The sequence below is a fragment of the Lactobacillus sp. wkB10 genome, from assembly GCF_000760615.1.
Classification (GTDB): Bacteria; Bacillota; Bacilli; order Lactobacillales; family Lactobacillaceae; genus Lactobacillus; species Lactobacillus huangpiensis.
Genome location: NZ_JRJB01000004.1, coordinates 111,783 through 134,446, shown reverse-complemented (window position 1 = coordinate 134,446; position 22,664 = coordinate 111,783). Strand labels below are relative to the sequence as shown.

The 22,664-nt window shown below is 34.9% G+C and carries 20 protein-coding genes; 18 read left to right on the top strand and 2 right to left on the bottom strand.

What is annotated here, in order from left to right:
- Positions 1-224: 224 nt before the first annotated feature.
- The 9 genes from LACWKB10_RS03985 to LACWKB10_RS03945 all read left to right on the top strand — a co-directional run bounded on the left by LACWKB10_RS03985 (position 225) and on the right by LACWKB10_RS03945 (position 10,377).
- Positions 225-1,625 (top strand): sugar porter family MFS transporter, encoded by a 1,401-nt coding sequence (locus LACWKB10_RS03985; protein ID WP_034978977.1) that lies wholly within the window; start codon positions 225-227, stop codon positions 1,623-1,625.
- A 38-nt stretch (positions 1,626-1,663) separates the two neighbouring features.
- Positions 1,664-2,578 carry a myo-inosose-2 dehydratase gene (gene iolE, locus LACWKB10_RS03980; RefSeq protein WP_034978975.1) on the top strand — a complete coding sequence of 305 codons (915 nt, stop codon included), beginning with the start codon at positions 1,664-1,666 and terminating at the stop codon, positions 2,576-2,578.
- A 156-nt stretch (positions 2,579-2,734) separates the two neighbouring features.
- A complete protein-coding gene (locus tag LACWKB10_RS03975; RefSeq protein ID WP_052060277.1) occupies positions 2,735-4,597 on the top strand; it encodes an FAD-dependent oxidoreductase in 1,863 nt (620 codons plus the stop codon).
- A 117-nt stretch (positions 4,598-4,714) separates the two neighbouring features.
- Entirely contained in the window at positions 4,715-5,428 is a 714-nt protein-coding gene (locus LACWKB10_RS03970) for an isocitrate lyase/phosphoenolpyruvate mutase family protein (RefSeq protein WP_034978973.1), read from the top strand.
- Positions 5,418-6,293 carry an oxaloacetate decarboxylase gene (locus LACWKB10_RS03965; protein WP_034978971.1) on the top strand — a complete coding sequence of 292 codons (876 nt, stop codon included), beginning with the start codon at positions 5,418-5,420 and terminating at the stop codon, positions 6,291-6,293. The genes LACWKB10_RS03970 and LACWKB10_RS03965 overlap by 11 nt, the downstream gene beginning before the upstream one ends.
- 14 nt (positions 6,294-6,307) lie before the next feature.
- Entirely contained in the window at positions 6,308-7,471 is a 1,164-nt protein-coding gene (locus LACWKB10_RS03960; RefSeq protein ID WP_034978969.1) for an MFS transporter, read from the top strand.
- A gap of 121 nt (positions 7,472-7,592) precedes the next feature.
- Positions 7,593-8,615, top strand: coding sequence for a Gfo/Idh/MocA family protein (locus tag LACWKB10_RS03955; RefSeq protein ID WP_034978967.1), 1,023 nt, complete (start codon positions 7,593-7,595; stop codon positions 8,613-8,615).
- Between the two features lie 27 nt (positions 8,616-8,642).
- Positions 8,643-9,506: a sugar phosphate isomerase/epimerase gene (locus LACWKB10_RS03950; RefSeq protein WP_034978965.1), complete on the top strand. Its 864-nt coding sequence runs from the start codon at positions 8,643-8,645 to the stop codon at positions 9,504-9,506.
- A 19-nt stretch (positions 9,507-9,525) separates the two neighbouring features.
- Complete coding sequence (locus LACWKB10_RS03945) at positions 9,526-10,377, top strand: TIM barrel protein (RefSeq protein ID WP_034978963.1); 852 nt, start codon at positions 9,526-9,528, stop codon at positions 10,375-10,377.
- 405 nt (positions 10,378-10,782) lie between these two features.
- Here LACWKB10_RS03945 and LACWKB10_RS03940 read toward each other — a convergent pair whose 3' ends face one another.
- Positions 10,783-11,631 (bottom strand): TIM barrel protein, encoded by an 849-nt coding sequence (locus LACWKB10_RS03940; protein ID WP_034978961.1) that lies wholly within the window; start codon positions 11,629-11,631, stop codon positions 10,783-10,785.
- Between the two features lie 11 nt (positions 11,632-11,642).
- A complete protein-coding gene (locus LACWKB10_RS03935; RefSeq protein WP_034978959.1) occupies positions 11,643-12,500 on the bottom strand; it encodes a TIM barrel protein in 858 nt (285 codons plus the stop codon).
- A gap of 389 nt (positions 12,501-12,889) precedes the next feature.
- Here LACWKB10_RS03935 and LACWKB10_RS03930 point away from each other — a divergent pair, with 389 nt between their 5' ends.
- The 9 genes from LACWKB10_RS03930 to LACWKB10_RS03890 all read left to right on the top strand — a co-directional run bounded on the left by LACWKB10_RS03930 (position 12,890) and on the right by LACWKB10_RS03890 (position 22,652).
- On the top strand, positions 12,890-13,741 hold the full coding sequence (locus LACWKB10_RS03930) for a PRD domain-containing protein (RefSeq protein ID WP_034978957.1): 852 nt from the start codon (positions 12,890-12,892) through the stop codon (positions 13,739-13,741).
- A 12-nt stretch (positions 13,742-13,753) separates the two neighbouring features.
- Complete coding sequence (locus LACWKB10_RS03925; protein ID WP_034978955.1) at positions 13,754-15,628, top strand: glucose PTS transporter subunit IIA; 1,875 nt, start codon at positions 13,754-13,756, stop codon at positions 15,626-15,628.
- 14 nt (positions 15,629-15,642) lie between these two features.
- A complete protein-coding gene (locus LACWKB10_RS03920) occupies positions 15,643-17,070 on the top strand; it encodes a 6-phospho-beta-glucosidase (RefSeq protein ID WP_034978953.1) in 1,428 nt (475 codons plus the stop codon).
- Positions 17,071-17,290: 220 nt separating this feature from the next.
- Entirely contained in the window at positions 17,291-19,420 is a 2,130-nt protein-coding gene (locus tag LACWKB10_RS03915) for a BglG family transcription antiterminator (RefSeq protein WP_034978952.1), read from the top strand.
- A complete protein-coding gene (locus tag LACWKB10_RS03910) occupies positions 19,377-19,832 on the top strand; it encodes a PTS sugar transporter subunit IIA (protein WP_034978950.1) in 456 nt (151 codons plus the stop codon). Before LACWKB10_RS03915 ends, LACWKB10_RS03910 begins: the two co-directional genes overlap by 44 nt.
- Entirely contained in the window at positions 19,829-20,107 is a 279-nt protein-coding gene (locus tag LACWKB10_RS03905; RefSeq protein ID WP_034978948.1) for a PTS sugar transporter subunit IIB, read from the top strand. The genes LACWKB10_RS03910 and LACWKB10_RS03905 overlap by 4 nt, the downstream gene beginning before the upstream one ends.
- Positions 20,108-20,121: 14 nt before the next feature.
- Complete coding sequence (locus LACWKB10_RS03900) at positions 20,122-21,387, top strand: PTS ascorbate transporter subunit IIC (protein ID WP_034978946.1); 1,266 nt, start codon at positions 20,122-20,124, stop codon at positions 21,385-21,387.
- Between the two features lie 10 nt (positions 21,388-21,397).
- The gene (locus tag LACWKB10_RS03895; RefSeq protein WP_034978944.1) at positions 21,398-22,030 is read left to right on the top strand and encodes a ketohydroxyglutarate aldolase; all 633 of its coding nucleotides are present in this window, start codon (positions 21,398-21,400) and stop codon (positions 22,028-22,030) included.
- 4 nt (positions 22,031-22,034) lie between these two features.
- On the top strand, positions 22,035-22,652 hold the full coding sequence (locus LACWKB10_RS03890) for an SIS domain-containing protein (RefSeq protein ID WP_034978942.1): 618 nt from the start codon (positions 22,035-22,037) through the stop codon (positions 22,650-22,652).
- The last annotated feature ends 12 nt before the right edge of the window (positions 22,653-22,664 follow it).

Genomic DNA, 22,664 nt, shown 5'->3' with positions numbered 1-22,664 from the left:
TTAAAATATAAAAAGTATAAAATGTATTTATTAATAAATAAAAGCGTTTGCAAAAGAAATAACGAACTTTACAGTATGTTCCAGTGATTGCAATCACTGAAAATAGAAAAATATTTCTATATTTCTTAGATTTTTATTATTTGCTCGTAATAAGAAATAGTCATATTAAAGTTTTAGTGTGCTTTAGTTGTTAAAGCACGTTACATAAAAAATGGAGATTGCAGATGCAAGAAGATAGTTATGAAAATAATCACCATGGTTATTTAGTTTTAGTTGCATGGATTGCATGTATGGGTGCCTTGTGTTTTGGCTTTGATACAGGAGTTGTAAATGGTTCCTTAGATTTCTTAGCTAAACCAAGCCAATTAAACTTGTCATCTTTTGAGCAAGGAGTCGTTTCCAGTGGTCTTACTTTTGGTGCTGCGTTTGGTGCCGTTTTTGGTAGCCCATTGAGCGACAAAATGGGCCGCAAGAAATTAATGATCTGGCTAGGTGTTTTGTTCACGCTTACAGGGTTAGGCTGTGGTTTTGCACCTAATACTGGTGTCTTAATAATACTAAGAATAATCATGGGATTGGCAGTTGGTGCAACTTCTGCTTTGGTTCCTGTTTATCTAGCGGAAATTTCACCGGCAAAAGAGCGTGGTAAATTTGTCAGCATGAATCAGTTACTAATTGTTGGTGGTCAAGGCTTATCATTTCTTATTAATGCCATTTTAGGCAATACGATTGGTGTCCACAATGCAGGTGTTTGGAGATTAATGCTGGGAATTACCGCAGTTCCAGGTATTTTACTTTGGTTTGGTATGTACTTAGTACCAGAAAGTCCGCAATGGTATGCCAATAAAGGAATGTTTGGCAAGGCATTACAAGCTTTGTATCGTGTTAGAACCAAAGCTCAAGCCGAAGCTGAAATTGATGAATTAAAAGAAAATGCTGCAGAACTAGAGCGGGAAAATGCTGAAAAAGCATCATTTAAGGATTTTAAAAAACCGTGGATTTTTCAAATTGTTATTACTGGTTCTTTACTAGGAATTTTTCAGCAATTCGCTGGTATTAACTCTGTAATGTACTACGGCACAAAAATTCTGACCTCTGCAGGATTTGGTAGTAATACGTCATTATATATGAATATTGCTAATGGCGTATTTTCAGTCATTGGTGCCATAGTTGGTATGTATACAGTTGATAGGCTGGGCAGAAAGCCATTATTGTTAATTGGCTATATTTTCTGTGCTCTGGCTTTGATAGTAGTAGCGCTAATTGGCAGTTTTGCGCTCCATACTTCTTGGGCTCCGTATGCTGTTTTGCTTATTTTGCTAGTTTATATAGTTATTGACCAAGGTACTTTGGGTCCTGTAACTTGGTTACTTAACTCTGAAATCTTCCCAGCCCGTTATCGCGGATTAGGAACCGGAATTACCATCTTCGTTTTATGGATGGCTAACTTCGTAGTAGGGCTTTTATTCCCAGTTATTCTATCAGTTTTGGGTATTTCATCTTTCTACATTTTTGCAGCTTTCTGTTTACTTGGGGCATGGTTTGTCAAAGTTAGAGTTCCCGAAACTAAAGGCGCTTCTTTGGATAGTATAGAGAAGTTCTTCCATAACAGATACGACAAATAAAAATTTAGTAAATAAAGAAATTACGAAGGAGAAAAATTATGTCTGGATATGATGTAAATAAAAATATAAAGTTAGGTATTTGTCCTATTGGCTGGCGTAATGACGATATTCCATCAATTGGTGCGGAAAATACTTTTCCTCAACTCTTAAGTGATGCCGCTTTAGCTGGCTTTAAAGGAGTAGAGATGGGTGGTTTCTTCCCAGGACCAGATGAAATTAATTATGAGCGCAAATTGCGCCACATTGAAATTGCTGGTCAATGGTTTAGTAGTTTTATCATTAGAGACGGGATTGAAAAAGCAGCAGCAGACTTTGAAGAACACTGTAAAAAACTGCAGGCTCTTGGTGCACATATTGCAACTGTTTCAGAGCAAACTTATTCCATTCAACAAACAAGTAAGAACATTTTTAAAGATAAACCATATTTTACAGATGAAGAATGGGAAAAAGTGTGCGCTGGTTTGAATAAGTATGGTGAAATTGCTAAAAAGTATGATGTTAAAGTTGCATACCACCACCATTTAGGTACTGGTATCCAAACTTTGGCTGAAACGAAGAGACTAATGGATAACACCGATCCTGACAAAGTTGGCCTTGTTTTTGACACTGGTCATGCCTATGTTTCAGAAGGTGATGTCATGCCTATGCTTAATGAATTTGTCGATCGCGTTGTTCATGTTCATTTTAAAGATGTTCGTAAAAATAAAGAAGATGATTCAAGAAAGAAGGGTTTGTCCTTCCAAGATTCATTCATGAATGACATGTTTACCGTTCCTGGTGATGGCAGCATTGACTTTAAGCCAGTATTCAAGACCTTGGTTAATCATCAATATACCGGCTGGATTATGGTTGAGGCCGAGCAAGACCCTAAGAAGCATAATCCATTTGAAATGGCATTAAAAGCTCATAAATATATGGAAGATGAGTTATTTGCGCCGTACCAAAATAAATAAGAGTTAGATAAAGATAAATTTAAATGAATTAAAAGGCATGCTTATATTACTTATACACTTAATTTATAACAGAGCACACTTGTTTAATTTGATTTTATTAAGTTAGTTTTCGCCTAAATTGCCTTTTTATAAAAAATAGTGAGGTTTTTAATATATATGATTATTGATAAGTCCATTAAATGGGATAAAGTCTACGATGTAGTAGTTTTAGGATTCGGTGGCGCAGGTGCCAGTGCAGCTAGGTTTGCTGCAGATAATGGTGCAAAAGTACTTCTTGTTGATAAAGCACCTGAAGGTCATGAGGGAGGCAATACTAGGTATTCAGGTCAAAATGTTGGTTATACACCAGACCCGCAAAAATTCAGAACCTATTATAAAGCCCTTGCACAAGGTTTTCACATTGATGAAGATGTAGAAGACACTGTTATTAACGGTTTGGCAAACATGAAAGATTACTTTTCTAAATACTTGGAAGTTAAACCTTTTGTATTTGGTGAGCATCCGGATGACAACCCGTTGTCTCATACTGCAGATAACCAAACTACTGCCACTCACCCAGAATTTCCTGATTCTTCAGCATCTGAACTAATGACAGTTCATAATGGCATGTTTGATTCAGCTTTATGGACTGTCCTAAGGGAAAGAGTTTTAGATAGAGTTGACAATATTGATGTCTGGTATGGATCACCAGCAGTTCACATTATTCAAACTCCTGACAAGACAGTAGTTGGTGTCCAAATTAAAAGAAAGGGCAAAATTAGAAATATCGGTGCCCGTAATGGTGTCGTTTTGTCAACTGGTGGTTTTTCAAACAGTAAGATTAAGATTCAAGACTTTATTGGTGAACATCATTTAGCTCCTGTTGGTACTCTTTATAATACCGGAGATGGTATTGATCTTGCGGTTGAAGCTGGCGCCAGATTATGGCATATGACAACTTATAACTCTGCCGGAATTGTAGGAGACTTGACTTTGCCTGTTAAAGAAGGAGAACGCAGCGTTTTCCAGCCAGCAGATATTGATGCCAAAGAAATGTACACTGGCAGCATTTTTGCAGTTGGCGATGATGGTACGAGATATTGTCGTGAAGACATTTTCAGTATTGAAGGCTGGTTTTATAATCATGGTCAATGGCGTACACCTCAGGCTCCTATCAAGCCGTACGTTATCTTTGACCAAAAGCAGTATGAAAGACTGGCGCAAATTGATCATGTTCCATATAAGCGTGCACTAAAGAACTTCTTAATTAGCGCAAATAGTGTTGCGGAATTAGCTGCAAAAATTGATGTGAAACAAGAAACACTGACTACGACAATTGATACTTTTAATTCCTATGCCGAATCGGGTAATGACTTAGACTTTCACAGAGCAGCTGCGACTTTAGAAAGATTTGATACTTCTGATACCATTTATGCTTTGCCAATGGTTCAATCTATTGCTCAAACTCATGGTGGTCCTAAGAGAAATGGCAAAGCTGAGATCATGGATCCATTTAACAATGCCATACCACACTTATATGGTGCAGGGGAACTGGGTAGTAACATTGTCAGAATTTATCAAGGTGGAGAGAATCTGGCTGACTGCTTGATATTTGGGAAAGTCGCCGGAGAAAATGCCGCTAAAGCTAAACACGATAAAGATGATCTGTTTGATAATGGTAATGATGTTGCTACAGGTGCTTCAGCTAAGGAAGATCCTGATCTAGCAAGTGATTTAAAGAGAAAATACACTTTTGAGCTTGGTAAGAACCAATATCTTGGTGTAAGTTCTGCCGGTATGGGTAATGATATAGTGGTGCGAGTTACTGTAGACGACAATCAAAATCTTAAAAACATTGAAGTTTTACAAGAAAGCGAAAGTGAAGACTACGGTAAGAGAGCAGTTAAGGCTTTACCAAAAATTATGGTAGAGAAAAATACTTATGATGTTGATGCAATTTCTGGTGCATCATCTTCCAGCAGAGCTATGAAAGAAGCTGTTAAGCAGGCTTTAGATACAGCTAAAGAAAAAAATAAATAAAGTATAATCTTTTAGCAAAATGTGATTTATAGAACTCGTAGTTGACTTTTTCAGAATGACCCAATATACATTCAGAAATTAATCTCTGCGAGTTTTTTTAATAATTGGAGAAGAATAATGTTAAAAGGAATAATACCTGTAACTATCTCTGCCAACTTAATTAAAAACTTGGGAAGCGACCAACCGCTTTTTGTCAGTGGTAGATTACTAGCCATGATGACATTAGGTAAAGATAATGAAGGCTTAATTACTAGGCGTGAGTATTTGCAATATTTTAATACTCTCAGTATAGAAACAAAAGCTGCTTTAATTGCAGATGGTCAGTCTGGTTTTGGCAATGAACTTAGTGCCTGGACTACTGCAAAAGAGTTAGGAAATGCAGGTGCACAATATTTGGTACTTAATGATCAAAAATGGCCAGCCAAATCTGTTGAAGTAACTGGAACAACATCGGACAAGATTTTCATCAATATGGTTAAAGCAGCAGTAGCAGGTGGAAAAGATTATGATTTACAAATTATTCCTAAATTAGAAGGAATAAAAAAATATGGTTACTCAAAACTTGTAAATAGAATTGAATTGCTTTTAAAAATGGGAATTAAACAGATTATTGTTGCTAGACTTAACAGAAAAGAATTGGCGCAATTAAAAGAGGAAAAATTTTTCTCAAAAATAGGAATTGAATTGGACAATTCAGACTTAGGCATAAAAGAGGTCAAAAGCATTAAGCCCAAATTTATACTGCCCGTAGAATCTGCTATCGCCACTACTTTAAACGCAGAGCAACAGTTGTATGAATTTTATAGTAGGGAGAACAATCATGAAGAATAAAGGCAAAACGATGCGCTTAATGTTTAAAAAGCTGATTCATAATAGAACAAAAATCCATAAAATACCTGTAGCTGGAGACGGATTATCAGCCAAAATATGTGAAAAAGCAGGTTTTAAGGCGATTAATGTAACTGGATCTGCGACCAATTTCGTATATGGCAAACCTGATATGGGCTTTGCTGATTTCTATACGTTATTCGATCAAGCTAGCAAGATCATTGAAAATGTTTCTATTCCTGTCTTATGTGATGTGGGCACTGGACATGGTGCAAAAGAAAATATTGCACGAACGACGCGTAGTTATGAAGCAATTAATGCGACTGGAATTTATCTTGATGACGGTGTTTGGCCTAAGAGATGTGGTCAAATGGCTGTGACGCAGATAGCACCAGTTTCTGAAATGGTGGAAAGAATACATGCTGCAATCGAGGCTAGAAAAGACCCTGACTTTGTAATTATGGCACATTCTTCAGCTAGGGGAGTTTGTGATATTAAAGAAACTATTGCCAAATTGCGTTCTTATTGTGCAGCAGGCGCCGACATGCTATATATTGACAATGTTTCATCTGAAAAAGAATTACAGCAAATAGCAAAAGAACTCTCAAAAGTACCACTATTAGTAAAGTCTGACAATTTAGCGAAAATTCTTAGTTGGAACGATCTGTTTAAAATGGGTTATAGCATGGCAACTTTCAAAGAAGAAGCAATCTATGCAAGAGCAAGAGGTGAGCAAGAAGTTTTAAAGCAAGAAAAGAGTAATACCACTGCTGTTTCACCAGAAAAAGAAATTATTAGTGTACAAGCATTCAAAAAATTGGTTGATACTGAGCAAATGGACAAGCTTGAAAAAGAATTTACTTTGTAAACTGGGATAATAATATGAAAAAGAAACAACGGGTAATTAAGTTTATCATTATTATTATTTTATTTTGGTTTGCACAATATGTTTATGTTCCATACCAAACACCGTTTTTAACTGCTATTGATGTTTCAGCTGGTTTTATCGGAATTGTAGTCGGAGCCTATGGCTTTTCTCAAATGTTATTGAGAATTCCTTTGGGAATGCTGGCAGACTGGCATTTAAATCATAAGTTGCTAATTACATTAGGAACATTATTAGCTGGTTTGGCTTCAATCATAAGAGTACTTTTTCCTAATAGTATTGGCTTTTTGTTCGGTAATATCTTTTCAGGAATTGCTAGTTCAACCTGGCTTTCTTTTATGGTTTACTTTTTAAAATTACGTTCAGATGTGAGCAAAGTAGAAAATATGGGCATTCTGGTAATGGCAAATAACATAGGCATGCTTCTGGGTTTTGTGATTTCAAGTTTATTTTATACAAAAATCACCATGAAAGGCTTATGTATTTTAGGTCTCTTAGCTGGTATTTTATCCTGCATTATGACTATAACATTACCAACTTTTCAGTTCAGTTATAGTTCTGGAAAGAAATCTTTTATCAACTTAATTAGCCTCTTTAAAAATAAATGTTTGCTAATCTGTGGTGTATTAGCTTTTATTCAACAAGGAATACAAATGGCTACTACCATGTCTTTTACCAGTCAGGTGATAAAAGAAATCAATGCACCGTCTTATGCTGAAGGATTGTCTTCTATTATTTATATGTGTTCGGCCGTTTTGTTTGCTCGCTTAACTTCTTCGAAGTATATTGCTAAGTTCAGTGATCGAAGTATTTTAATAGTCAGTTATATCTTACTGGCGCTCTATTGCTTTACTATTCCTTTAGCGAAACAAGTTTATTTAATATATTTGTTACAGATTATCCCCGGAGTTGGCACCGGAATATTGTTTGCCATTCTTAATGCAACAGCAATTTCTAACGTGCCACAGAAGTCACTTTCAACAGCAACTGGCGTTTTTCAGTCTATTTACGCTTTGGGAATGACACTCTTTCCCATTTTTGCTGGACAATTACGCGCAAAATATTCAATGAATATTTCTTTTATAGTTATGGGTATTTGGGCTTTAATGGGAGGCTCTATTGTGATTATTTTTTGGTCAAAAATAAGTAAAGATAATTAGTTGTTTTTTACATTTTATGAATATTTATATACATTGAGGCTCTAACTAAAAGCTCTATAATGAAATTTGTAACAAGTGAGCGAAAGCGCTTACTAATACTAAAATATATAGGAGGAATATTATGACACTTAGAATTGGTATTATTGGCTGTGGCTATAAAGGTTCAGACCATATTGACCGTGTCGCTAATAGAATTAATGGCGCCACTTTGGCAGGTGTAGCTGATATTAAACAAGAACTAGCTGAAAAATATGCTCAAAAATATAACTGCAAGCATTTTGAAACAGGTGAGGAATTAATCGAATCACCTGATATTGATGCCATTATGGTAGTCACACGTCCGCATGATACCCATGTACCTTTTGTTTTGAAGGCTCTTGAAGAAGGAAAGTATGTCTTTAGTGAAAAGCCGCTTTCAACTTCAGCAGATGATTGTAAACGTGTTGTTGAAGCAGAAACCAAAATTGGTAAAAGATTAGTTCAAGTAGGTTTCATGCGTCGCTATGACAATGGCTATCGTCAAATCAAGAAAGCTATTGATGAAGGAACTTATGGCAAGCCATTACTTTTGCACATGACACACAGAAATGAAACAACAGTTTCCGACTACTATGATAATGATGCAATTGTTGAAACAGCTATTCACGAATGTGACATTATGCACTGGTTAGTTGGTAGTGACTATGACAAAGTTTCATGCTTTATTCCTAGAGCACAAACCAAGTACACTCATGAAGGTTTGCATGATCCACAAGTGATGACATTTGATACTAAGAATGGTATTCATGCTGATCTAGAAGTATTTGTTAATAATCATAACAGTTACGATATTAACTGTGAAGTTGTCTGTGAAGAAGGAACTATTGCATTAACCAGTCCAATTTTCACTCAAGTAAAAACTCAAGAAAGAGCACAGACTGCCATTCCACAAAATGATAGTTTTCGTTTTCGTCAAGCCTTTGATTCAGAAATTCAAGATTGGGTAAATGGTGTATTGGCTGATCATCTTAACCCAACAGCTCCAACAACTTGGGATGGCTTAATGGCATGTGTAGCTGCAGATGCTTTAGAGAAATCACGTGACAATGGTTTTGTCAAAGAACCAGTAGTTTTGCCTGAAAGACCAGATCTTTACAAAAATTAATAATTAAAAAAGGAAAAAGAGATTTTTATGAAATTAGCATATGATGCTTCAATGTTTCGTGATAGCACACCACTTCACGAAACGATTGACAAGGTAGCGGAGCTAGGGTACAAATATCTGGAATTAGCTCCTAGAACTGATTTCTTCTGGTTTTATCAATATCCTAAAGCAAATTCCGCTATGATTGCAAATGTTCGCAAATGGTGTAAGGATGCTGGAGTTGAAATTTCATCCCTGGTTCCCGTCCAGCAATGGTCCTCTCCTAACGAACAGGAAAGACAAGCTGCTGTTCGCAATATGAAGAGGACAATTTGGCTTGCCTCTGAACTTGGGGTTGATACCATCAATACTGAATTTTCTGGGGATAAGTATAATTCTGTTACTTCAGAAGGTCAGTGGTATAAATCCATGGAGGAATTGCTTCCTATTTTTGAAAAGGAAGGAATTAGACTTGAAATTCAAGCCCACCCAAATGACTTTATTGAATCCAGTTATGCTGCTGCACAGCTTATTCGCTCACTTAACTCTGATAATGTTGGCCAAGTATTATGTTCAGCACATGCCTTTTACTCTGATGGTGGTAAAGGTGATGTCAGAAAACAAATTTTAGATTCAAAAGATGTATTAAGTCATGTTCTAATTGCAGATACGTTTAATTTTGCTGGCTCTTTCGGATTAAGATATACTATTAACCCGCCTGGTGCTCCAGTAACTATTCACCAACACTTAAATCCTGGTGAAGGCGAAGTTGATATGGATGCTTTTTATTCTACGCTTCGTGAAATTAACTTTGATGGAATTGTGACCAACAATGTGTTTATGTGGCCTGATCGTATAGAGTGGTCAAACGAAAAAACCTTGAAATCTATTAAAGATGGACTCCACATTTAATGAAAGGAGGAATACCTAGATGCTCACATATAATGACTTCTGTATTAATAGAAAATCTGCCCCTGGATTAGATTTAAAAGACTTTATTAACATGGTGGCTGATCTTAATATTAAATATATTGAGTTGCGTAATGATATAACAGGTGAAGTTGATAATTCTACCATTTTAGATGGCTATCAATCTGAGGAAATTAAGCAGTTACTTGATGAAAAAAATATCCAAGTTGTAGATATAAATGCTCAGGGGAATATGGATCTGGCAGAGAACTTAGAAGAAAACCTGAAAAGTCTTAACGAAATGATCGATATTGGCAAAGTTCTGCACGTTAAAAATATTTTGTTCTGTCCAGTTAGAGATGCAAATGACAAGAGAACAAGTGAAGAACGTCGTCAAGGTGCTATCAATAATATGAAGGCATACTCTAAGCTCCTAAAAGAAAATGGCATGAGCGGTTTGCTTGAGCCTTTGGGATTCTTGGATTCATCATTAAGAACGCCTTGGCTTGCACAAGATATCATTAAAGCTGCCAAAGTCGATAACTTTAAATTAGTAGCTGATAATTTCCACTATTATTTAGCTGAAGTTACTAAAGAGGATTTTGAAACTAAAGTGGATCCTAAAATGGTTGGTTTAGTTCATTTGAGTTCAGTTGTTAACCAAAAGCCACGTGAAGAATTAGGTGATGCTGATCGGATTCTGGTTACTCAGAATGATATTATGAATGCATTAAATCACGTAAAAATGTTTGAAGAAAGTACATATAATGGCTTATATTCTTTTGAACCGTTTTCTCCAGACTTGTATAAATGGGATGCAGAAAAAGCAAAGAAAGAAATTGTTCGTAGCATAGATCTAATTAATGCCCAATAATAAAACGAAATATATATCTCTCAAACAAATCCAATTCGTTTATCTCAAAATAACTTTCAGTAAGAATATTGAACACTGAAATTAAGTGTTCAATATTTTTATTTTGCACTAATTTTACTTTTTAGAAGAGCATTATGTTAGCAACTTAGTTAACCATTTCAAATAATAGAGATATAACCGATATCTAAGTATATTATAAAGAGGTCGGGATACCTAGACCTATTTGGAATAGTGATACTTTAGTTCTCGAATCAGGAATTTTTAATATTTTGAAATAAAATTTCTTTTGATTTAAATATAATAAATAATAGTTTACTTATCTTTGAAACATGAAAAAACTGTTGATAGCTTCTTAAGCAAGTTTATCAACAGTTTTTGAATTTAAGCGTTTGTAGATCTGATCTTTTAACCAGCGATAATTTTATCAATGCTGTCTGAAATTTCTTGTTTACACTTATCATAACTCCAGTTATTGATTTCAGGTGCACAAGGCTCAAATGAATAAAGACCGAAATAGTTGCTCTCTTTAAACCAATTTGCTTGTTCAATAGATTTCATTACGTCTTCTTCATTAGTAGATATGAAGTAACGATCAGCATCGTCTGCTTCTTCTGGAGATTTTTTAGAAGTAATAGAACTTAGATGAATTAAACCAACACGGTTGACATCTACCTTTTCGTCAAAATCTTTTTTAGTAACTTCTGCCTTGTAATAATGGAAAGTATCGGCAATTAACTTAAAGTTTTTAGCATCCGCTTCTTGTAAAACTTTTTGTGCAACCCATGGGAAGCGTAATGAAGAGTCGCCAAATCCTAAAGGCTCTACTAGACCATTAACGCCCACAGTTCCAAGAATATCTGAATAAATTCTAATATTATGAACTAGATCATCAAATTTTTGTTCATCAGTACGAATATCATCTGCATTCCTGATAGGAGTAAACAAAATATGATCAGCACCAATTTTTTGTGCAATTTCAGCTAATTCGGAAACTCCCTTTAATTTTGTATTCAAGTCACTGCGATCATCAAGATTAAATTCGGCTGAAATATTTGCTACATGAACATCATAATTGCGCTGCAAATTATTAAATTCTGCAATGCTCAAATCATCCAAAAAATTGCTCCCGTGGTGTATGTCTGTTCTTAATTCTATATTATGAACTCCGACATCATTAGCTAATTTTACAAAGTCGGGCAGAGATAAGCCTCCTGCACAGCAGCGATTAATACAAAAGTCATTTAGTTCCAACATAATAAATCCTCCTAAATATTTTTAATCAGGTTAATGCTCTTGATAAGATTTTTCTTTGCAGTTTCATAATCCCACTTGCGAAGTTCGTCTGAGAATGGCTCAAATGAAAATAGACCATCAAATTTGCTATTTGAAAACCATTTAATAGTGTCAAATGCATTGATATTATCATGATTTGGATCATTTAAAAGCACACGATTTTGATCAGTCAATTTAGATTTTGGCATCTGAATTTCAATTGTACTCATATGGATGAGACCAACTTTATTAACATCAAGCTTATTATCTAAATCATTACGTGTGACACCGCCCATAAACCAGTGAAATAAATCGGCTACTACTTTAAAATTGGTTGCACCAGCTTCTTCGATAATATCAATAGCTCTAAATGGGGTTCTGATTGAACTTTCAGGGAAACCTAATGTTTCAAATAAACCAGACATTCCTTTATCTTGAAGTCTTTTTGCAAATTCTTTAATAGTTTTAACACCTTCATTAAATTTTTGGCTGTCACTTCTATCGTCGTGCTTGTCCATTACCGGACAGAAAAGAATTTTTTGGGTCCCAATTCCCTGAGCGATTGTAATCATCTCATCGAGATCATTTAAATTACTGTCTTTCTGGCTCAATAAATCCGTATTACCGAGTGAATTTATATCTTCAACCTGAACGTCGTATTTTTGTAATAGATCATTAAAATCTGAAATACTCATTCCATCCAAAATATTTTTGTTGTCAGGTTCTTTACCTAGATCATTTCGCAATTCCACATGTTTGATCCCTAATTCACTTGCTAGTTTAATAAAATCAGCAAGTGGTAAACCAGGTGCTGATTTACGATTAAGACATAAATTTGAATTATTAATCATATTAAATACCTCCATTTATAAAAGCGTTTTCCATCTTTAATGGTAGATAATAAAAAATAGAAGGTAAATGTAAAAAAGACGCAGGTATGTGTACGAATCTAAAAGGAAAGATAAGAGGTCTAGAAAAATTTTGATGGAAGAATTTAGTTTTTACTAGCTACACTTTTATTTAATCTGAGAAAATGAAGCCAAACTTTACTGGCACAAAAATCAAGCAAATATACGAACTCAATAAATATTTGTCTGATTTTTATTTGAAAGAGTTTACAAGAAATGATATACTTATATCCATTAAGGACGTTACTTTTTACAAGGCGTTACTTACAGTTTTTTGATGAGCTGTGGGTAACGCTTTTTTTATAACGTTTTTTGGAAAAGAGGTGGAAAAATTGTGGATTTTGAAGAATAACTTGAACAACAACGCTATTCTAGTTGAAGATCAGTCAAAAAATGAACGAATAATTTTAGGTAAAGCAATTGGCTATGGGAAAAAGATTGGCAGTGTTATCGACCTTGAAAAAGCTCAAATAGAAAAAAATTACGTTATATTTGACCATGATTCCGTTAAGGCATTTCAAGAATTAATAAAAAGGATTGACGATGCCAGTATTGAATATGCACGTCAAATTATTCAAAAAGGTGAGCAAGAGTTAAATCTCAAGTTCAATGACATGTTACTCTTGACTCTTTCTGATCATATTAGTTTTATGCTAAAAAGGGTCAAGCAAAATTTGAGCTTTAAAGCTCCATTAGAATGGGATGTTAAAGTTATTTATCCTGAAATTTTTAAATTTTCTGAAAATGCTGTTGAATTTTTACGCGAACAGACAAAACTTGAGGTTCCACATTCAGAGGCAACTTATATAGCTTTGCATTTGATTAATGCTAATTTCTCAATTAATGACATGGATACAACTATTTCCAGTACCAAAATTATTGATCAGGTTTTGGCGATTGTTTCTGATTATTACCAGAAAGATTTGAAAGAAGATTCATATAGTTATAAGCGCTTTATCAATCACTTAAGATATTTTATTTTGCGTGAACTAAATCATGAAACGTCCGATTCAAAAAATTCAATTTTAAAGGTTATAGAGGCTAAATATGCCAGTGATTTTCAGTGTGCAGAAAAAATTAAAGCTTTTTTGCATAACAAATATCACTGGCAGATTGGGGAGGATGAAATGCTTTATCTAACCTTACATCTTAACCAATTAACACTTGTTGATAATAAAAAATAATATGGAGTAAAAATGAAAAAAATAGATAAAGAAGCAAAAACGATCTTGAAATATGTTGGTGGATCGGAGAATGTTAATAGTTTGGTTCATTGTGCTACAAGACTTCGTTTTGTATTGAAGGATAACAGTAAAATTAAGAAAGATGAGTTAAATAAATTACCGAGTGTTTTAAGCGTCGTTTTGAGTGGTGGGCAATGCCAGGTTGTAATTGGTCCCAATGTAACTGAGTTTTATGATGTTATCAAAAAGATGATGGGTGGAAAAAATAATTCTGAAGCAGAAGATAAGCAGGATGAAAAGTTTTCACTAACAAAAGTTATTTCCGGTGCATTTTTGCCTTTAATATCCATTATGGCAGGGGCAGGAATGGTCAAAGCTTTATTAACAGTGTTAACGACAGTTCACTGGCTATCACCTACTAGTACACTATATTTAGTTTGTTCAGCTGCAGGTAATTCTATTTTTTATTTTTTACCGGTATTTTTAGGTATTACACTATCTAAGCAATTTAAGGCTGACCCATTCGTAGGAGGTGCGTTAGGTGCAGCGTTACTCGAGCCTAATTTTACAGGACTAATAGGAAAACATGGACTGCATTTATTTGGATTAGACTTAGATCCGATTGATTATTCAATGACAGTTTTTCCAATCTTTGTAATTATTGCTGTCTATGCTTTACTTAATAAATTGCTGAAAAAATACATCCCACAACAATTACAATTATTTTTAAACCCGATGATTTGTTTGCTTTTATTGGTTCCGGCAACTGTTTTAGTGTTTGGGCCATTTGGGACCAATGTAGGTAACTGGATTTCAGCAGCAATTATGTGGTTATTTGGTAAAAGTAGGTTAATAGCAGGATTAGTATTAGGCGCTTCTTATCCATTCTTAACTGTTTTAGGACTACATTGGGGTTTTACGCCAATTACTCTGCAAAATTTAAAAGCCGTTGGTGGAGATGTAGTAGAAGGAGTTAATGTTTGTGCTGTCTGGGGACAAATAGGAATAGCTCTGGGTACTTTTCTTTATAGTGTTTATAAGCAAAAAAACACGAAACTGCGTGGCGTCTCAGGTTCGACGGCTATTACAGGAATTTTTGCTGGTGTCACTGAACCAATTTTATATGGTTTAATTATGCAGTCAAAGCGTTTAATGATAATTACTGCCATCGCTGGTGGCGTTGGTGGAGCGGTCAGTGCATTATTTCATGTTATGATGACCTCCTATGTCTTTCATAATATATTTTCTATATTTATGTTGTCATATAAACCAATTGGTTTTATGGTTTTAGGTTCAGGTATTTCACTTGTATTGGGTGTTCTTTTGACCTTCTTTTGGGGATTTAAAGACCAAGATACGGATTCAGATGAAATGGCAGCTGACCTCACTCAAGCAGTAAATAAAGATCAAACAGTAGAAAAAAATGATCATCAGGCTTTAGTAATCACTTCTCCATTTTCGGGTAAAGTGCTTAATCTTGCAGATGTTCATGATGAAGTTTTTGCAAATGAGAGTATAGGCAAGGGAATAGCTGTTATTCCTAATTCTAATAAAGTAACAGCACCTTTTAATGGTCAAGTAATTACTGTTATGCCTACTAAGCATGCCATTGGATTACGCAGTGATACAGGCGTTGAGCTTCTTATACATATTGGACTTGATACTGTTAATTTAAATGGTAAATATTTTAACGCTTTAGTAAAAAATGGCGATAGGGTCGAACAGGGACAGGAAATTTTAGAAGCAGATATGGAAAAGATAAAAAAAGCTGGTTATACGCTCGAATCACCAATTATTATTACAAATCCTGAAAAATACCAAATTGATGTTAGCGTTAAGGAAGATGATATTATTCATACTCAGGATCAAATTATGTTTGTACAGTAGGAGATAAACTGCAAATGGAAAATAATTTTTTATGGGGTGGAGCTCTATCTGCTAACCAGGTCGAGGGCGCATATCTAGAAGACGGAAAAGGATTGGATATTTCAGATTTACTAACTGCAGGAACTGCAACAATTAAGCGGAAAATTACAACGTCTGTTAATGAGAACGAGTATTATCCTAATCATAAGGCCATAGATTTCTATCATAACTATGAAGGTGATATTAAATTAATGGCAAAAATGGGCTTTAAGTGCCTGCGTGTCAGCATTAATTGGTCAAGAATCTTTCCACATGGCGATGAAAATGAGCCTAATGAACAAGGATTAAAATTTTACCATAACTTATTTGAGACGATGAAGCAATATAACATTAAGCCCATCATAACATTGTCACACTTTGAAATGCCTTATTATCTGGTAGAAAAATTTGGCGGGTGGCGTAATCGCAAGTGCATCGCATATTTTGTGAAATTTGCTAAAGTTTGTTTAGACAATTTTATGCAATACACAAATTATTGGCTGACGTTTAATGAAATAAATAATCAATATTTAGTAGAAAATCCTCTTTTCCCATACACTAATTCCGGCTTAATTTTTAATGCAAATGATAATAAGCGTGAAATCATGTTCCAAGCCGTTCATAATGAGTTTGTTGCGGGAAGTCAGATTGTGAAATATGCTCATTCTTTAAATGCCAACCTTAAGGTAGGCTGCATGGTGGCTGCTTCACCCTATTATCCCAACACTCCCAACCCAGAAGATATTCTGAAAGCGCAAAAGTTAAACCAATATCAAATGTTTTTCTCTGATGTACAGGTACGGGGCAGATATCCTAATTTTATTTTAAAAGAATGGCAGGAAAAGGGTTATCACATTGAAATCACTGATAAGGATTTAGACGATTTAAAACATGGATGTGTCGATTACATAGGTTTCAGTTATTATTTATCAAGTACTGTGAGTGCAGACCCGAATAGAAAAAGAATTGGTTCTGGCAATGCTGCCAGTGAAGATACAGTTGTCAATCCGTATTTACAGAAAAACAAGTGGGGTTGGACTGTTGATCCGATTGGGCTGCGAATATGGCTAAATCAAGTTTATGACCGATATCAATTACCATTGTTTTTAGTTGAAAATGGTTTAGGTGCCGAAGATAAACTAACGTCAGATTATAAAATACATGATCCATACCGTATAAATTATTTAAAAGATCATATTATTGAAATGAAAAAAGCAATTGAAATTGATGGAGTCCCTGTAATTGGGTACTTGGTTTGGGGATGTATTGATTGTATTTCATTTACAACAGGCCAAATGTCCAAACGATATGGATTAATCTATGTTGATTTAGACGATAGAGGCAAGGGTACGCTGAAACGTTATAAAAAGGATTCATTTGATTGGTTTAAAACCGTTATTAAAACAAATGGCAAGAAGCTTTAAAATTTTTGCTAAATCGTAAGAATTGAATGGAATATTATTTTTAAAAACATAATTCTGATTTGTAATCTGAATTATGTTTTTTTTATACAAATTGGACTAGTTAGACAACATCTAAATATGTATATGAAAGTGTATCATTTTTCAGTTTTAAATGTGCAACAAGTTTCATTGCACTCACTTTATTATTTATTTGAGAGTTAGAAAGCAGGTGAAATATATCTTGTTGTATCACGAATACTTGTTACTAAAGATGTTAACAAATTCGAACTCTTTATTAAGTATTAGCCAGATAACTAATAAACTTCAAATAACTAAAAGAACTGCCTATTCAGCTATTAACGGGTTAAACGAATGGCTTGAGCTGCATGATTTAAATAAGATAATGACAGTTAGAAATCATGGCTATTTTGTTCAACCATACGAAATCGCTGAGATTGAGAAGGATCTTAAACATGATTTGCAGCAGGGAAAAGTCAAGTTGCCTCAATCGGTTAGAGTAATAGCAATTGAGTTTGCTCTTCTTTGCAGAAATAATAGGGTTACTATTGAATATTTAAACTCTCTAAACGGAGTAACGAGAAGAACCACTCAGAGTGACTTAGCGAAAGTTAAAAAAGACACTGAAAGCAGAAATTTGAAGTTAGAGTTAGAAAAAAATGGCTATTTAATCACAGGTTTAGAGGAGGAAATTCGCAAATTTGCTTTACAAAAACTAGCTAATATTCAAGGAACAATGATTTTTGATAAGATTGCTCCATTTTTGAGTTTAGAAACTAAGGAAAAAGTAGAAATTGAGCAAGTACTTTTAACGGTTGAACAAAATATTGGTTGCTTATTAACGGATGAGTCAGTTTTTCAAGTTAAAGAGTACATCTGTTTTTCAGTTAAGAGATACAGAAATGGGCATTTTTTAAAAAATAGCAGGAATAAAAAAATTAAAGGTAGCGGTAAGTTCGAACCTTTAATTCGTAATTTGCTGACCTATCTGGGAATTTCTGCAGAGCATTTAAATGCTGAAAGTCAGCTTCTCTGTAAAATAATTGATTCAAGGCAAATCAGCAAAATTAGCAAAAATTTTGAATCACAAGAAATGTCAAATATTGCGGCACAAATCATCAAGCGCTTTTCAGTAATTTCTGGAATTGATTTGGTAAACAATAAGAGCTTGCAAAATGCACTGACAACACATTTGGTAGCTGCTCAAAGAAGAGTTTTATACAATGTTCAATTTTTAAATTCAAGCTTGTTAAATGTCAGAAAAAAGTATCCAGAAATTTATCTTTTAACTAAAGAAGCCATTCAGCCCTTTGAGCAATATCTAAAAAAATCTTTGACCGCTGATGAAATAGAATTGATTGCAGTTTACTTTGGCGGAGAAATTGAACTGCTAAAAAATGCAAAAAGTCAAAGTACTAAAGAAAAAATTACTTTGGTATGCGGCAGTGGAATTGGGACGTCCCGCCTTTTAAAAATTCAACTGGAAAAAATGTTTCCTGATCAGTTAAAGATAAAGGTTATTACAAAGCAAGATTATGAAAAACAGACCCGAGTTCATGCAGATTTGGTTATTGCCACTTTACCAGTAACTAATAAAGGTGCTCCAATTGTAAATATCAATCACATTCTAACTGACTATGATTTACAAACAATCAGACAGCATTTGGCTTCTAAAGCTCAAACTTCGTCTTCTGTTCATAATTCTCCAGCCGTTAAAACAACGCAAATTTTAGACATAGTCAGTGAATATGCCCATGTGAAGGACTTTAATGGCTTGACAGCAGCCTTGCAGAGCTATTTTTCTCAAAAAAATGTTCCTTATAAAAAAGAACAAAACCATTTACCGTGCTTAAGTGAAATCTTGCCAGAAAGAAGAATTGCTTTTGAAAATGGCACTTATTCTTGGCAGGAGTCAGTAAAAGTCACTGGAAAGCTACTTGAAAAGGATCATATTGCGGATGAAAAGTACACTCGTAAAATGTGTATGCAAATAGAGAAGTACGGACCATACATGAAAATTATGGATAATGTCATGTTGCTACATGCAAAACCAGATAACCCCACAAGATTTTCTGTGCCAGGTATGAGTCTAGTTTGTTTTACCCCGCCTGTTAAATTTAGCAATGATATAAAAGCAAAATATGTTTTTAGCCTTTATGCACCAAATTCTAATTCTCAATTGAAGGCGCTAACACAATTAACTGAAATTTTTTCTAATAGCAGTTTATTAGAAGAATTTGAACATGCCGAAAATGCACCTACTTTTATTAAACTCTTTGAATCCGTAGAGAAAGGAGATGAAAAATTAAGTGACACCACTAATAGACCCGAAATTGATTCAATTGAATGTTAGCGCAAAAGATTGGCGTGATGCCATTTTAAAAGCAGGTCATCCCCTTGTTAAAAATAGTTTGGTGACAGATAACTATTTGAAAAGCGTCATTAAAATAGCAGAAGAAATGGGACCTTATATCGTATTTATGCCTCATGTTGCTTTATCGCACGCCAAGATAGAAGATGGGGCATTAAAAGATGGAATAGGATTGACTGTTTTAAAAGAGCCAGTCCCTTTTCATAACAAAGATAACGATCCAGTTAAATATATTTTTACTTTAAGTTCTACAAAAGCAAACGGACATCTGGATCAAATGGCACAGCTGGTTAACTTGCTCTCAAAAAATGACTTTTTTGAAACAGTTAGTCATGCAAATAATGTGCAGGAAATAATTAATTATGTAAATGAATGTGAAGGAGAAGAAAAATGAAGAAAGCAATAATAACATGTCGGGCTGGTATGGGTACCAGCACAATGTTAACAGTACAAGTTAGAAATGTGGCTAAAAAAAATAATTGGGATCTTGATGTTAGTCATACCAGCATAGACGGAATAGGTAGCTTTAATGGCGATTTTATCATTGCTTTAAGCGATGTAGCTGATGATTTAAGAGCCAAAGAGAAAAAAATTCCTATAGTAGGTATTAAAAATATGATGGATCAGAATGAAATTGAGGCCAAATTAGCTCCTCTTATGAATGAATAAAACAGGTGAAAGAAATGTTAAATTTTATTATTAGTTTTCTAAGTCAACCTGCTGTGCTGCTAGGTTTTGTGGCATTTATAGGATTGGTTGCCCAAAAAGACAAGGATTGGACAGATGTCACTAAGGGTACAGCAAAAACTGTTATCGGATTTTTAATATTTGGTATTGGTTCAAGCACTTTAACTGGCGTTTTGCAAAACTTCAATGTTTTATTTCAATCAGCCTTTCATATTCACGGCTTGATCGCTTCTCCTGAAGCGGCCACAGCTGCTGCACAAACAAAGTATGGCTTTGTTGTCGCTCTGATTTTAATTTTGGGCTTTGTAATGAATATCGTTTTTGCCAGAATTACGCCATTTAAAAATATCTTCTTTACGGGTCAACATAGTCTCTATTTTGCCTGTGTTTTAGGCCTGGTTCTTAAATTCAGCGGACTAAGCAATTTATGGGCCATTATTATTGGAGGGATTATTTTAGGCCTTTGTGCCAGTGCTTTACCAGAACTTTGTCAGCCATTTATGCGCAGAATTACTGGTAACGACAATCAGGCGATTGGTCACTATAACATGTTTGGTTATGCATTGTCTGGTGCAATCGGCCTGTTGTTCAAAAAGCACAAAGATGAAACTACAGAAAACTTTAACTTGCCAAAATCACTTTCGATATTCAAAGACTTTTTGATGGGTCTTGCAATTATCATGTTGATTTTATTCTACGTTTCAGCGCTGGCTGCAGGTCCGGTAGTTACAGGTAAACTTTCTGGTCCAGTCAATTGGTTAGTTTATCCGTTTATTCAGGCTATGACCTTTACTGCTGGAATGGGTGTTTTGATGTATGGTGTTGGAATGTTCCTAGAAGAGATTACTAATGCCTTTGTTGCAATTTCAACCAAGTTTATCCCAGGTTCACGTCCAGCTTTAGACGTACCAACAGTTTTTCCTTTTGCACCGACTGCAGTTTTGGTAGGTTTTGTCAGTTCTTACGCAGCTGGACTTGTAGCCATCGGGATAATGATTTTATTCCATAGTCCAATTGTGATTATTCCAGCAGCCCATATTTGCTTTTTCTCAGGCGGAACTGCTGCAATTTTTGGCAACTCAACAGGGGGCTGGCGTGGAGCCATTGTAGGTTCTTTCGTTGTGGGACTTTTGTTAGCATTCTTACCACTAATCCTAGTACCAGTCTTTCAACAAATGGGTATCAATAGTTCAACATTCCCGAATATTGACTACAACATTGTCGGCTCATTACTTCATGGCGTTTTGCAACTGTTTCATTAGGAGTAATTAAATGTTACAAAAAAATTTTTATGTAAGACAAATTAGTGATTTAAACATAATGACAGTGGTGCGAGATACGCCTGCAGAAACTTTGCGTATTGCAAAAGCCTGCTTTAAAGGCGGCGTTAAAGCGATTGAAATAAGTTTTACCGTTCCTACAGCCTTAGAGGCTATGAAGCTGGTTAAAAAAGAAATACCTGAAATGGTAATATGTGCTGGCACTGTTTTAGATACTGCTACTGCCAGACTAGCCATAATGGGTGGTGCTGAACTGATACTTTCTCCTGCTTTTGATTTGGAAGTAGCACAAATTTGTAATTTGTATCAAGTGCCTTATGCACCAGGTTGCAATAGCGTATCTGAAATAACTACTGCTTTAAAAAATGGTGCTTCTTTTATTAAAGTATTTCCAGGATCCAGTATGGGTGGAGTAAAAGAAATTAAAACAATAAGCACGCCTATACCTTATATGCCAATTTTGATTTCTGGCGGTGCTTCTGTAAAAAATTACCGTGACTTTCTCTCTGCTGGTGCTGATTGTGTCTGTTTTGGGTCAGCACTAACTGGTGATTCTGAAAAAATAACTGATAATGCTGTTCAGTTAACTAAAACTTTAGCTGATTTTCGGTCAGAGAAGAGGTAGTAATATGGATATTATTTCAAATATACAAGATGTCATTGAAAAAGAAATTTCGGCAATTGAACAGGTAGAAAAAGATCTACCTCTTAATGATCAAGATTACGAAAAAGTAGTTAATAAAATTATTTCTTTAAAAGAAAATGGCAGATTAATTTTCACTGGAGTAGGTAAGTCAGGCCATATAGGTAAAAAACTTGCTGCTACATTTGCAAGTACTGGTACACCTTCATTTTTTGTGCATGCTACAGAAGCTATGCATGGTGACCTAGGGATGATCACTGCTTCTGATTTGGTTATTGATATATCAAATTCCGGAGAAACTAAAGAAGCTGTCGCGGTAGTTGCACCAATTCAACGATTAGGTGCAAAAGTAGTCGCATTAACTGGCAATCAGGACTCAACTTTGGCCAAAGACTGTGATTACTTATTATTAGTCCATGTAGATGGTGAAGCAGACGAACACAACTTGGCTCCCACTAATAGTTCAACTTCCGCGTTAGTAGTCGGAGATGCAATTGCATTGACAGTCTCCAAAGCTAAGGGATTTTCTGAAAAAGACTTTGGCAAATTTCATCCGGGAGGAGCATTAGGCAAGAGGCTCGTTAAAGAAGGAGTTATTAAATAAAAACATTTATGA